Source organism: Mycobacterium sp. ITM-2016-00318 (assembly GCF_002968285.2).
In the GTDB taxonomy this organism is placed as follows: Bacteria; Actinomycetota; Actinomycetes; order Mycobacteriales; family Mycobacteriaceae; genus Mycobacterium.
Genome location: NZ_CP134400.1, coordinates 2,257,443 through 2,270,931, shown reverse-complemented (window position 1 = coordinate 2,270,931; position 13,489 = coordinate 2,257,443). Strand labels below are relative to the sequence as shown.

General features: G+C 65.3%; 15 protein-coding genes. All 15 read left to right on the top strand.

Going from position 1 to position 13,489, the window contains the following annotated elements:
- The first annotated feature begins 1 nt into the window (after position 1).
- On the top strand, positions 2–1,057 hold the full coding sequence (locus C6A82_RS11000; RefSeq protein ID WP_105344106.1) for a hydrogenase expression protein HypE: 1,056 nt from the start codon (positions 2–4) through the stop codon (positions 1,055–1,057).
- A 91-nt stretch (positions 1,058–1,148) separates the two neighbouring features.
- A complete protein-coding gene (locus tag C6A82_RS10995; RefSeq protein WP_105344105.1) occupies positions 1,149–2,945 on the top strand; it encodes a nickel-dependent hydrogenase large subunit in 1,797 nt (598 codons plus the stop codon).
- Positions 2,946–2,948: 3 nt separating this feature from the next.
- Entirely contained in the window at positions 2,949–3,872 is a 924-nt protein-coding gene (locus C6A82_RS10990; RefSeq protein ID WP_105344103.1) for a NifU family protein, read from the top strand.
- Between the two features lie 67 nt (positions 3,873–3,939).
- Entirely contained in the window at positions 3,940–4,587 is a 648-nt protein-coding gene (locus C6A82_RS10985; protein WP_105344102.1) for a DUF5947 family protein, read from the top strand.
- 91 nt (positions 4,588–4,678) lie between these two features.
- Complete coding sequence (locus C6A82_RS10980; RefSeq protein WP_105344100.1) at positions 4,679–5,323, top strand: DUF6084 family protein; 645 nt, start codon at positions 4,679–4,681, stop codon at positions 5,321–5,323.
- Entirely contained in the window at positions 5,320–6,690 is a 1,371-nt protein-coding gene (locus C6A82_RS10975) for a hypothetical protein (RefSeq protein ID WP_311101786.1), read from the top strand. Before C6A82_RS10980 ends, C6A82_RS10975 begins: the two co-directional genes overlap by 4 nt.
- Complete coding sequence (locus tag C6A82_RS26955) at positions 6,678–6,797, top strand: DUF6893 family small protein (RefSeq protein WP_396836791.1); 120 nt, start codon at positions 6,678–6,680, stop codon at positions 6,795–6,797. Before C6A82_RS10975 ends, C6A82_RS26955 begins: the two co-directional genes overlap by 13 nt.
- A 16-nt stretch (positions 6,798–6,813) precedes the next feature.
- Entirely contained in the window at positions 6,814–7,296 is a 483-nt protein-coding gene (locus C6A82_RS10970; protein ID WP_105344534.1) for a hydrogenase maturation protease, read from the top strand.
- A gap of 3 nt (positions 7,297–7,299) precedes the next feature.
- Positions 7,300–7,554, top strand: coding sequence for a HypC/HybG/HupF family hydrogenase formation chaperone (locus C6A82_RS10965; RefSeq protein ID WP_105344535.1), 255 nt, complete (start codon positions 7,300–7,302; stop codon positions 7,552–7,554).
- A complete protein-coding gene (gene hypF, locus C6A82_RS10960; protein WP_199193717.1) occupies positions 7,551–9,839 on the top strand; it encodes a carbamoyltransferase HypF in 2,289 nt (762 codons plus the stop codon). Before C6A82_RS10965 ends, hypF begins: the two co-directional genes overlap by 4 nt.
- Positions 9,840–9,853: 14 nt before the next feature.
- On the top strand, positions 9,854–10,165 hold the full coding sequence (locus tag C6A82_RS10955; protein ID WP_105344537.1) for a HypC/HybG/HupF family hydrogenase formation chaperone: 312 nt from the start codon (positions 9,854–9,856) through the stop codon (positions 10,163–10,165).
- Entirely contained in the window at positions 10,162–11,262 is a 1,101-nt protein-coding gene (gene hypD / locus C6A82_RS10950) for a hydrogenase formation protein HypD (protein WP_105344539.1), read from the top strand. The genes C6A82_RS10955 and hypD overlap by 4 nt, the downstream gene beginning before the upstream one ends.
- On the top strand, positions 11,255–12,316 hold the full coding sequence (gene hypE / locus C6A82_RS10945; protein WP_105344541.1) for a hydrogenase expression/formation protein HypE: 1,062 nt from the start codon (positions 11,255–11,257) through the stop codon (positions 12,314–12,316). The genes hypD and hypE overlap by 8 nt, the downstream gene beginning before the upstream one ends.
- Positions 12,317–13,027 (top strand): DUF6390 family protein, encoded by a 711-nt coding sequence (locus tag C6A82_RS10940; protein WP_105344543.1) that lies wholly within the window; start codon positions 12,317–12,319, stop codon positions 13,025–13,027. It abuts the gene before it with no gap.
- Complete coding sequence (locus C6A82_RS10935; RefSeq protein WP_105344544.1) at positions 13,027–13,488, top strand: hypothetical protein; 462 nt, start codon at positions 13,027–13,029, stop codon at positions 13,486–13,488. The genes C6A82_RS10940 and C6A82_RS10935 overlap by 1 nt, the downstream gene beginning before the upstream one ends.
- Position 13,489: the final 1 nt, after the last annotated feature.

Genomic DNA, 13,489 nt, shown 5'->3' with positions numbered 1-13,489 from the left:
TATGCCAACAGAGGCAGCAGTCAAAGCAGAAGAAACCTTGATCCATGTCTTGTGGATCAATGCGGGTCTGAGTTGTGACGGAGATTCTGTGGCGCTGACTGCCGCCACGCAACCCAGCATCGAGGAGATCGCCCTTGGCGCGCTCCCCGGGCTACCGAAAATCGCCGTGCACTGGCCCCTGATCGATTTCGAATGCGGACCAAACGGGGGGGCGGACGACTTCCTCGAGTGGTTCTTCAAGGCCGACCGCGGCGAACTCGAACCGTTCGTGCTGGTCGTCGAGGGGTCCATCCCCAACGAGCAGCTGCATGACGAGGGTTACTGGTGCGGGTTCGGCAACGATCCTGCTACCGGCCAGCCGATGACCACCAGCGAGTGGCTCGACCGGCTCGCTCCCAAGGCCACCGCGATCGTCGCCGTCGGCACCTGCGCGACATACGGCGGCATTCACGCGATGGCCGGGAACCCGACCGGAGCAATGGGCGTGCCCGACTACCTCGGGTGGGACTGGAAGAGCAAGGCAGGCATCCCCATCGTGTGCGTGCCCGGATGCCCGATCCAGCCGGACAACCTGTCCGAGACGCTGACCTATCTCCTGTACATGGCCACCGACCAAGCACCGATGATTCCGCTCGACGAAGCCCTGCGACCCAAGTGGCTGTTCGGCGCAACCGTGCACGAAGGCTGCGACCGGGCCGGCTACTACGAGCAGGGCGATTTCGCGACCGAGTACGGATCGCCGAAATGCATTGTGAAACTTGGTTGCTGGGGCCCCGTCGTTAAGTGCAACGTGCCCAAGCGGGGATGGATCAACGGCATCGGTGGCTGCCCGAACGTGGGCGGGATCTGCATCGGCTGCACGATGCCCGGCTTCCCTGACAAGTTCATGCCGTTCATGGATGAGCCACCGGGCGCGCTCGTGTCGACGGCCGCGTCGGGACTGTACGGATCGATGATCCGCAGCCTGCGCAATGTGACCGGCAAGACGGTCGACAAAGAACCGAAGTGGCGGACACCCGGCACCAAACTCACCACCGGAGCAACCCGCACCTGGTAGGTGCGGGTGCTTCGGCGCACACGGCGGGCGTGGCCCGGTTTGGCGAAATGCCCTGTGGCGCAGTGCACCCTAGATAGAAAGAGAATTTGCGATGACAACGATCATCCCCGAGCCGTCACACGTCAAGCGCGATCCCGGCCAGCTCGTCGAAATGGCCTGGGATCCCATCACCCGCATCGTCGGCAGCCTCGGCATCTACACCAAGATCGACTTCGAGAACCGCGAGGTCGTCGAGTGTCACAGCACGTCGTCGATTTTCCGTGGCTACTCGATCTTCATGAAGGGCAAAGATCCTCGCGACGCCCACTTCATCACCAGCCGCATCTGCGGTATCTGCGGTGACAACCACGCCACCTGCTCATGCTATACGCAGAACATGGCCTACGGCGTCAAGCCGCCGCACCTCGGTGAGTGGCTGATCAACCTCGGCGAGGCCGCGGAATACATGTTCGACCACAACATCTTTCAAGAGAACCTAGTCGGGGTGGACTACTGCGAGAAAATGGTGTCCGAGACCAACCCGAGCGTCTTGGCCAAGGCAGAGAACACCCAGTCGCCCAACGCCGAGGCGCACGGCTACAAGACCATCGCCGACATCATGCGCGCCCTCAATCCGTTCACCGGGGAGTTCTACCGAGAGGCGCTGCAGGTCAGCCGATGGACACGAGAAATGTTCTGCCTGATGGAGGGTCGGCATGTGCATCCGTCCACGCTGTATCCGGGCGGGATCGGCACCACCGCCACCATCCAGTTGATGACGGACTACATGTCCCGGCTTATGCGCTATGTCGAGTTCATGAAGAAGGTCGTGCCGATGCACGACGACCTGTTCGACTTCTTCTACGAGGCGCTACCCGGCTACGACCAGGTCGGCCTGCGCCGCACCCTGCTCGGCTGCTGGGGCTCGTTCCAGGATCCCGAAGTATGCAACTTCGATTACAAGGACATGGAGGCCTGGGGCAACGCCATGTTCGTGACGCCGGGCGTCGTGGTCGACGGGAAGTTGCACACCCATTCGCTGGTCGACATCAACCTGGGCATTCGAATCCTGTTGGGCCACTCGTATTACGACGATTGGACCGATCAGGAGATGTTCGTCAAGACCGATCCGCTTGGCAATTCGGTGGACCGGAGGCATCCGTGGAACCAGCACACCAACCCGCGCCCGCAGAAACGTGACTTCGATTCGAATTACAGCTGGGTGATGTCGCCGCGGTGGTTCGACGGCAAGGACCATTTGGCACTGGACACCGGCGGCGGACCGCTTGCCCGTCTGTGGTCGACCGCGCTCGCCGGCTTGGTTGACATCGGCTACGTGAAGGCCACCGGTAACAGCGTGCAGATCAATCTGCCGAAAACCGCTCTCAAGGGCCCGGTTTCGCTGGAATGGAAGGTGCCGCACTACGGCAGCAACACAATCGAGCGCAACCGCGCCAGGACGTACTTCCAGGCCTATGCCGCCGCGTGCGCGCTGCATTTCGCCGAGAAGTCGCTCGTCGAGATCCGCGCAGGCCGCACCAAGACGTGGGAGAAGTTCGACGTCCCCGACGAAGGCATCGGGTGCGGATTCACCGAAGCGGTGCGCGGGGTGCTCAGCCACCACATGGTGATCAGGGACGGCAAGATCGCGAACTACCACCCGTACCCCCCGACGCCGTGGAACGCCAATCCACGCGACAGCTACGGCACGCCGGGCCCCTACGAGGACGCGGTTCAGGGTCAGCCGATCTTCGAGGAGAACGGCCGCGAGAACTTCAAGGGCATCGACATCATGCGCACGGTGCGCAGCTTTGATCCGTGCCTGCCCTGCGGTGTGCACATGTATCTGGGGAAGGGGAAGACGCTGGAGAGGTTGCACTCCCCCACCCAGTCCGTCACCGGGGAATGACACATGCCGCATCGCTCGGATGACCCCGGTCAGGACGCACAATGGCGCACGGCGGGCGAGCGGATACAGAACCTCCTCGACGCCAGCGCAGCGGGCGGCGCCGTCGTGCACGAACGCGCGGAGCAGTTGGTGCGTGAGGTAGCCGACCTCTACGGCGCAGGGCTGCAACGGATGATGACGATCGCGGCTGCCGCCCGACCCGATCTGGCCGACGGGTTCGCCGCCGACGACCTGCTGGCAAGCCTGCTCCTGGTGCACGGCTTACATCCGCACACTGTCGAGCGGCGAATCGAGGACGCGCTCGACAGTGTGCGGCCCTACCTCGGATCGCACGGCGGCGACGTCCACCTGCTCGAGGTCGACGGCGAGATCGTGCGCTTGCGGTTCGCCGGCAGCTGCAAAAGCTGCCCGTCGTCGTCGGTCACCCTCGAGTTGGCCGTCGAGGACGCAGTGCGCGCGGCGGCCCCTGAGATCTCGTCGATCGAGGTCGTCGCCGCGGAGCCGGAGGCGGCCGCCGCCGCCGTCATCCCGGCGGAGAACCTGATGAGCCGCGTGCGGACGCAAACCACCGAGCACATGTGGCATCCGGTACCCGACCTGGCCGACCTGGCCGCAGACGAGGTCGGGGGTTTCGCGGTCGCAGGCACGACGGTGCTCGCGTGCCGGGTCGGCGGCCAACTGTTCGCCTACCGGGACCGGTGTGGTGCCTGCGGCGAGTCGCTCGCGGGCGCGATGCTGCACCGCAGGCTGGGCGGCGACGGCGCTCTCCTGCGCTGCCCGCGATGTCATGCACACTTCGACGTCGTACACGCGGGCGCCTGCGTCGACGGTAATGGCAACGCAGACGCACACCTCGAGCCGGTTCCGCTCTTGAAACGCGACGGAGTGCTGTCGATGGCGCTCGCCGGGGCGGGAGTAGAGGTATGACGACCCGAAGACGAGCGCGAGTGAGGATCGCAGCGCAGCGAGGACCGGAACGAGCGGGAGTCGAGGCATGACTAGCGCCTTCGACGTCCTCGCCCGGATCCGCGCCGCCAAGACGGCGCCGCAACCGGCGGGTGAGCGCTGCGAGATGTGCTCGGAGGCGATCGCCGACGAGCATCAGCACGTGGTGAACGTCGAAGGTAGACAACTGATGTGTGTGTGCCGCGGGTGCTACCTGCTGTTCACCGATATCGACGCCGAACTGCGCTATCGCGCCATCCCCGATCGCTACCTCGCGTTTCCCGACTTCGCGCTCGACCGAAGTCACTGGGAGGCCCTGCAGATCCCGGTCGGCCTGGCGTTCTTCTTCAAGAACTCCGTGTTGGACCGAACGGTGGCGTTCTATCCCGGACCCGCCGGCGCTGCCGAATCGGAACTGGATCTGGCGGCGTGGAACGACATCCGTGACACCGACCCCCGCGTCGACATGCTCGCTCACGACACCGAGGCTGTGTTGGTACGGATGCCCGACGACGAATCAGCAGCGCCGCGAAGCTATCTGTTGCCAATCGACGCCTGCTACGAGTTCGTCGGTCGCCTGCGGCTGCTGTGGCACGGATTCGATGGCGGCCAGCAGGTGCGGGAGTTCATCGACCACTTCTTCGCTTTACTCGACGATCGCAGCAAGGTCGTCGAGCGAGCGGGAGTCCAGCGATGACTTCCCGAAGACGAACGCGAGTGAGGATCGCAGCGCAGCGAGGACCGGAGGGCCCACGCCCGCAGGGCAGGGGACGAGCGGGAGTCCAGCGATGACAGATGTCACGTTCGCCGTCGTCGGGGTAGAACCGGAACCCTATGCGGTCACTCCGATTCTGAACGCGCGGCTGGGTATAGCCGCCGTCGGCGACGATCCCATCCACGCGATTGCGTTGCGCTGCCAGGTCCGCATCGAGCCGATGCGGCGCGGCTATTCCGACGATGAGGGCGCTGGTCTGGCCGACTTGTTCGGTCCGCGTGAGCGGTGGGCGACCACCATGCACAACTTTCAGTGGCTGCAGACCACCGCGATGGTCCAGGGATTCACCGGAGCGACGCAGGTGAACCTTCCTCTGGAATGCACCTATGACTTCGAGGTGGCGGCTTCGAAATATCTGCACGCCCTGCGCGACGGTGCGGTGCCGTTGCAATTCCTGTTCAGCGGAACGGTTTTCTCCAAGGGAACGCGAGGTTTCGCGGTGCAGCAGGTGCCGTGGGACCGCGAAGATCGCTTCGAGATGCCGGTATCGGTATGGCGTGAGCTGATGCAATCGCACTATCCGAACACCGGTTGGCTGCGGCTCGATCAGGACACTATCGAGGCGCTGGTGGCGTACCGCTCGGCGCGCGGGCTACTCACTCTCGACGACGCGGTCACCTCGCTGCTGGCGACCGCCTCCTCGGAAGAGGTTCGATGACCACCGCGGACGCGAGGAGCGAAAAGGCCCGGTCCTGGGATCGGGCCCGCGCCGTCGCGGATGCGGTGCTCTACGAGGGTTATCTGCTCTATCCGTATCGCGCCAATTCCCGGAAGAACCAGACGCGTTGGCAGTTCGGAGTGCTCGGACCCGCAGGCGCCGCCGACGCGGGTATCGGCGAGGACGACTCGCTGTCGACACAGGTCGTCGTCGCCCCCGGGAAGAACCCCGTAGTGTCTATCGTGGTTCGCTTCCTGCAACTGCAACATCGCGGCGTCGAAGAACACACAGCGAGCGGTGATTTCACGCCGGTAGATGAATTGGTGTCGGGCGGCCAAGCGTGGCTGCGGTGGGACGAGGCGGTCGAACGGGAGGTGTCGTTCGGACCCTTCCATCTCCAATCGGACCTGCCCCAGACACTTCCGATCGATATCGATGCGGGAACCGATATCGAGACGGTCGACGGCGGCAGGTTGGTCCGCACGCGTCGCGCACTCCATGCCCGACTGTCGATCACAGGCGAGCCAGTCGACGGTTTCGTGCGCCTGACGATGTGTGTGCAAAACACCGCGGAACCCGTCGACGACAAGGACGACGCGATCGCGGTATCGCTGATCGGTACCCACCTCGTCGCCGAAGTGCGAGACGGCGACTTCGTCTCGCTCCTCGATCCACCGGCATCGGCCGACGACGTCGTGGCCCGATGCCGGCACCATCGCTGCTTTCCCGTGCTGGCCGGACCGCAGGGTGATCTTGGGCTGGTTCTCGTTTCGCCAATCATCCTCTATGACCATCCCGAAATTGCCGAGCAGAGCGAAGGGGCGCTCTACGACTCCACGGAGATCGACGAGATTCTCACGCTGCGCATCATGACGATGACCGACGAGGAGAAGGCCGACGCTCGCGCCACCGATCCCCTCGCCGCTGCCATAATCGATCGCTGCGATTCGATGTCTCCCGAGGCGTTGCTCAACCTGCATGGCGTGCTGAGAAATCCGCACGCGGTCAACGACTCCGAGGGTCTGATCCCGGAGATTCCCGAGGGGGTTGACTGGTGGGACCCGCTGGCAGACAACGCCGTGACACCCGACGTCGACGCCGTGCTCGTCAACGGGGTGCGGGTGAGCCGGGGCAGCCGGGTCCGACTGCACCCGTCGCGACGAGCCGACGCTCAGGATCTTTTCTTCGCAGACAAGATCGCCAAGGTCACCTCTGTGCACGAGACAGTCGACGGCGACCAGCACGTCGGGGTGGTCCTCGAGGACGACCCGGCCGCCGACCTGCACGAGTGGTACGGCCGCTTTCTGTACTTCGCACCGGATGAGGTCGAACCGTTGAGTGAAAGGAATCCGACATGCAAGCAGTAGGCGTGACAGCGACCGTGATAGCCGGAGTGGTTGTCCTCGGCGCGGTCGTGATAGGCGTCCGCTCAATTCCGGATCTGCAGCGGTATCTGAAGATTCGGCGCATGTAGGCGATGGCGAGGTGACATCACGTCCCAGATTCTGGTAGCCGGTATCGGTAACATCTTCCTCGGCGACGACGGCTTCGGGCCCGAGGTGATTCGGCGTGTGCCCGACCGCGTCGCGGACCCGAAGGTGCGGGTGGTGGACTACGGCATCCGGGGCATGCACCTCGCCTACGACCTGCTCGACGGATACGACGCGTTGGTTCTCGTGGATGCGCTACCCGACCGCGGCGCACCCGGCACGCTGCATGTCTTCGAGGCCGACCATGAAACGCTGTCGGGCGGTGTTGGTCTCGACGCACACGCGATGGACCCTGCCGCCGTTTTCGCCAGTCTGACCGCGCTGGGTGGCACCCCGCCCTACACCGTCGTCATCGGCTGCGAGGTAGATGACGTCGACGAGCGCATGGGACTGTCTTCCGCGGTCGCGGCCACCGTGGCCGATGCAGCCACGGCGATCGAGGAGATCGTCGGTCGTCTTCTCGATGATGTGAAGGCGGGCTGAACGGTGTGTCTCGGAATTCCCGGCCAGGTCGTGCGAATGCTGGAGGGGTACGGCAACCAACTCGCGCTGGTCGACGTGGCCGGCGAGCATCGCAAGGTCAACATCGGGATGATGCCCGAGGAGACCTTCACCGCCGGCGACTGGGTCATCATTCACATGGGTTTCGTCATCGAGAAAACCGACGAGGCGGGCGCCGACGCCGCAATGGCGGGACTCAAGATGATGGGCAGCGGTGCGGATTCGGAGGTCTCACCGTGACCGGTCGGCGACGGTTGCGAATCTGCGTGCGTGGCGTCGTCCAGGGCGTCGGCTTCCGCCCGTTCGTATACTCCTGCGCCGCGGCGCTCGCCCTGACCGGCTCGGTGCGCAATGACAGCGCAGGGGCGATCATCGAGATTGAAGGCGAGACAGCTGATCTCGAGGACTTCCTGACCCGCCTCGTAGACCGTGCCCCGCCGCTGGCCACCATCGAATCCGTCGATACGCGCGACATTCCAGTCGTCGGCGGCACCGGTTTCGTGATCGCCGACACGTCGCGATCCGAGGGCGGCCGCACACTCGCCTCACCCGACGTCGCGATGTGCGATGACTGCGCCGCTGAACAGCGCGACCCGGGCAACCGTCGCTATCGGCACGCCTTCGTCAACTGCACCAACTGCGGCCCCCGCTTCACCATCATCGCCTCGCTGCCCTACGACCGCACAGCCACCACGATGGCCGGCTTCCCGATGTGCGCCGAATGCTCCCGCGAATACCACGATCCCGCTGACCGACGGTTTCACGCGCAACCGATCTGCTGCCCGAACTGCGGCCCCACGCTGAGCTGTCGGTCCGCCGACGGCGCGGTCACAAGTGGCGACGCTGCGCTGCTGCAGGCAAGACGACTGCTGCGCAGCGGCGGCATACTCGCCGTCAAGGGCATCGGCGGATACCACCTGGCGTGCGACGCGAATAACGAATCAGCGGTCGCCGAGCTGCGGAACCGAAAACGCCGCGGCGACAAGCCGTTCGCGGTCATGGTGCCCGACGTGTACACCGCGCACCGCGTTGCCGACATCGACGAAGGGGCAGGGCGACTGCTCGGCGGCCAACAACGCCCCATCCTCCTGCTGCCTCGCGCCCCGGGGGCACCTGTCGCCGACGCGGTCGCCCCACACAACCCCGACCTCGGCGTGATGCTGGCCTACACGCCCCTGCACGTACTGCTGTTCGGCATGCCCGGCGACGAGCCGGGGCCTTCCGTACTCGTGATGACCTCCGCCAACCTCGGCGGTGAGCCCATCTGTTTCACCGATGACGATGCGTTGCGGCGACTTTCGCACCTCGCCGACGGCTGGCTGATGCATGATCGGGCCATCCTCGTGCCGTGTGACGACTCGGTCGCGCGGGTGGTCGACGGCGTCGAGCTACCCATCCGGCGCTCGCGCGGGTACGCACCGCTGCCGGTGGCGCTGCCGGTTGCGGTGCCGCCGACGCTGGCCGTCGGCGCGGACTTGAAGAACACGTTGGCGGTGGCCGACGAGAAGTACGCCTGGCTGAGCCAGCACATCGGCGACATGGACGATCTCGCGACGCTGTCGGCGTTCGACTCCGCCGAGCGCCATCTCGAGTCGCTGACCGGAGTCGCACCGCAGATACTCGTCGCGGACTCACATCCGGGATATCGGTCGACCGCCTGGGCGCACCGCAACGCCGATGGGCGCCCGATCCGTTCGGTGCAGCACCACCACGCCCACATCGCCGCGGTGATGGCCGAACACGGCCTCGACGGGACGCAGCGGGTGCTCGGATTTGCTTTCGACGGAACCGGTTACGGCCCCGACGGGGCGATCTGGGGCGGCGAGGTGCTGCTCGCCGACTACAAGGAGTACCAACGGCTGGCGCAGTTGAAGTACGTTCCGCTGGCCGGTGGCGACGTCAGCGTGCTGCGCCCATACCGGATGGCGCTGGCACATCTGTGGGCAGCAGGCATCGACTGGGAAGACGACCTGCCACCGGTGCTGGCGTGCCGCGAGGATGAACGCCGAATCCTGTTGCATCAACTCGAGACCGGGCTCGGTTGCGCACCGACGTCGAGCATGGGCCGGTTGTTCGACGCGGTCTCGGCGCTGGCGGGTGTCCGGCAGGTGGCCGCGTACGAAGCACAGGCGGCCATCGAGTTGGAGGGCATGTCACGCGGTGTCGATCGCGGTACGACGGTGTACACATTCGGCGTCGACAAGCGCCGCTGCCCTGCGGTGATCGACCCGGGCCCGGTTCTGGCGGCCGTCGTCGCCGACGTTCGTTCCGGTGTCACGGCCGGTGTCATCGGCGCACGGTTCCACGACGCGGTCGCTGCACTGGTGGTCGAACTCGCCGAAACAGTCGCGCATGGACGGCAGACCGTGGCGCTGTCCGGAGGTGTTTTTCAGAACGCGCTGCTGCTGCGACTGGTCACCGCGGCGTTGCGGGAGCGGGATTTCGAGGTCATCACACACCGGTTGGTTCCGCCGAACGACGGCGGCCTGGCGTTGGGTCAATTACTCGTGGGGAATTTCGGCTAGGAAGGGAGGCACTCATGTGCCTGGCGGTACCGGGGAAGATCACCAGCATCGAGGACCGCGAAGGGACGATGATGTCCATCGTCGACTTCGGCGGCATTCAGAAGGAAGTCTGCCTGCAGTACATACCCGATGCTCGAGTCGGGCAGTACGTCGTGGTCCATGTGGGTTTCGCGTTGCAGGTGCTCGACGAGGAATCGGCGAAGCGCACACTGGCGGAATTCGAGCACCTGGGCGTGCTCAAGGAGGAATTCGGCGACGGGTTCGAACTCGCCGCCAAGCAGGCCGGGACGGCGAACCCCAATGGAAGTTCTGAGGTGTTGTCATGAAGTACCTTGACGAATTCAGCGATCCTGAGCTGGCCCGCAAGCTGGTCGACGAGATCAGGGCGGCGACCAGCCGGCGGTGGTCGATCATGGAAGTATGTGGCGGCCAGACGCATTCGATCATCCGGCACGGCATCGACCAACTGCTTCCCGATACCATCGAGATGATTCACGGGCCGGGCTGCCCGGTCTGCGTCACGCCACTGGAGGTGATCGACAAGGCGCTGGAGATCGCCTCGCGTCCCGACGTGATCTTCTGTTCGTTCGGCGACATGCTCCGGGTGCCCGGAAGCGACAAGGACCTGTTCCGGGTCAAGAGCGAGGGCGGCGACGTGCGGGTGGTGTACTCCCCGCTCGACGCGCTCAACATCGCGCGGGACAACCCGACGAAGCAGGTGGTGTTCTTCGGCATCGGGTTCGAGACGACGGCGCCTGCCAACGCGATGACCGTGTACGAGGCGAAACGGCGTGGTATCGAGAACTTCTCGTTGCTGGTGTCCCATGTGCTGGTGCCGCCCGCGATCTCGGCGATCATGGAGTCCCCGACGTGCCGCGTGCAGGCATTCCTTGCCGCAGGCCATGTCTGCACTGTGATGGGAACCGACGAGTACCCACCCCTGTGCGACAAATACGGCATCCCGATCGTCGTGACCGGATTCGAGCCTCTGGACATCCTGGAGGGTATCCGGCGCACGGTTCTGCAACTGGAGTCCGGAAGGCACGAACTGGAGAATGCCTATCCGCGCGCAGTGCAGGACACGGGCAACCCGGCAGCCAAAGCAATGCTGCTCGACGTCTTCGACGTCACTGACCGGGCCTGGCGAGGTATAGGCATGATTCCGAGCAGTGGCTGGCGGCTGTCTCATGCGTACCGCGAATTCGACGCCGAACACCGGTTCGCCGTCACCGACATACATACCGAGGAGTCAGCGGTGTGCCGCTCCGGCGAGGTGCTGCAGGGTCACATCAAACCGCATGAGTGCTCGGCGTTCGGCACACTGTGCACACCTCGAAATCCGTTGGGCGCGACCATGGTCTCTTCCGAGGGTGCATGCGCGGCGTACTACCTTTACCGGCGGCTCGAGGTGACCAATGCCTGATGCACAGATAGACATGGAGTCGTGGGTGTGTCCCGCCCCGCTGCGTGACGCGCCCAACATCGTGATGGGGCACGGCGGCGGCGGGGCGATGTCGGGTGAACTGATCGAGCATCTCTTCCTGCCTGCGTTCGGGCCTGCGGCCGACGCGGGGATGGGCGATTCGGCGGTGGTGAACATCGGAAACACCCGCCTGGCCTTCTCCACCGACTCCTTCGTCGTCAAGCCGATGGTGTTCCCCGGCGGCACGATCGGGGATCTCGCCGTCAACGGTACGGTCAACGATCTGGCGATGGCGGGCGCCAAGCCGATGGTGATGTCGACCGCGTTCATCCTCGAAGAAGGCACTCCCCTCGACGCGCTCGCCCGTGTGGCTCAGGCCGTCGGCACGGCCGCGATGGCCGCCGGCGTCAAACTCGTGACCGGAGACACCAAGGTCGTCGACTCCGGTCACGGCGACGGCGTGTACATCAACACAGCGGGGATCGGCCTGGTCGACGAGCGTGCCGACATCCGTCCGCAGCGTGCCGCCCCCGGCGACGTCGTCATCGTCAGCGGCGATATCGGGGTGCACGGCGTTGCGGTGATGAGTTGCCGGGAGGGACTGGAATTCGCGACAACCGTCGCAAGCGATACTGCGCCGCTGCACGGGCTGGTCGCGGCGATGCTCGACACCGGCGCCGATATCCACGTGCTTCGCGACCCCACGAGGGGTGGCGTCGCAGCGACACTGAACGAGATCGCAAGGACCGCGAAGGTCGGTGTCGCGCTTGATGAGCGCGCCTTCCCGATTCCCGCGCAGGTGCGCGACGCGTGTGGCCTGCTTGGCCTCGATCCGCTGTATGTGGCGAATGAGGGCAAGCTGTTGGCGTTCGTCCCCGCCGCCGATGCCGAGCGGGTGCTGGCCGCGATGCGCGGGCACCCACTGGGTGCGCGCGCCACGATCATCGGCGAATGCGTGAACGAGCACCCTGGGATGGTCTCGGCGAAGACGGCGCTGGGCGGAACCCGTGTCGTGGACCTGCCCATCGGCGAACAGCTACCGCGGATCTGCTGAATGTCCGGCCGCGAGTTGTTCGCCCGCTATGCGTTCCCGCCGAACGAGCTCGGGTACTGCGGTCCGGCCGACACCCCTGCGGGCGAACTCGCCTCTCACGCGGAGGATTTCGATGGCGCATGGCCGTATCTGCAGGCCATCGCCAGCGCGGCGGGCCTCGCCGACCCGCTCGATGACGATGTGGTGCGCAACTACTGGGTGGGCGGCCCGCTGCTCGACCAGGTCGACCCCGATGAGCTGTTGACGCGGCTGCGCAGCGCCTTCGCCGGTCAGGTCACCGGCATGCTCGACGACATTCCCGTGGCAACCGCTCTGGCCCACCACAGTTTCCACGTCTTCGTCGTATATCCGTGGGTGCGATTCCTTGATCGCGACGCGACGACACCGCTGAGGGTGCTGCAGGACTGCCGCATCCGTTGGGGCACTGTGGAGTTCGTCGACGGTGACCATGTGGTGATCACGTCGGCCCCCTTGGTGTTCGACTCCGGCACGCTCGGGCTCGGAAGCACCGGTCGGGAGCGAGTGCGATGGCGCAAGGACGGGACATCGTTGATGCCTGGGCCCGCAGCGGGCGATCTCGTCGGCGCTCACTGGGACTGGGTGTGCGCGAGCATTACCGCTGCCGAACGCGACGCGCTCGCCGAGGCGACGCAAAGAACGTTGGACTTCGTCAATGAGGCGAGAAGCAACGAAAAGAGTGAGGAGTACTGATGAGCAGCCCACAAGACCCACAAGATCGCTTCGCCGGAGAGCCGGCGCCCGGCGCGCGGGACACCGGATCAGACGCGCCGTCGGGTGGCGAGGATCGCCCATCGGGTACCTATGAAGGTGATGAATCGGTGCCCACCCACGGCGACGAAGCGGACTTCGAAACGAAATTCACCAACGAGCCACCCCACGACGTGAAGCCGGAGACACCGCCCTACGAGGGACGTCAGACGGAAGCGAAGCCGGGCAGCGGCGAGGGAGCAGGCGCGAGAACCGGGGGTGCGACTGCCCCGACCACGGATTCGGACTACAAGTCGCAGGCGCCCGGCAGTACTCCGGGCGGTGCTACGGCGTCTCCGGCCGACGAGCAGCCCGCTTCTCAAGCGTCGGAATCCGACACCGCCGACGACCGGGTAGGCCCCTCGCACACAGGAGGAACACACCGCGCCGAGGATCGGCGCTAGG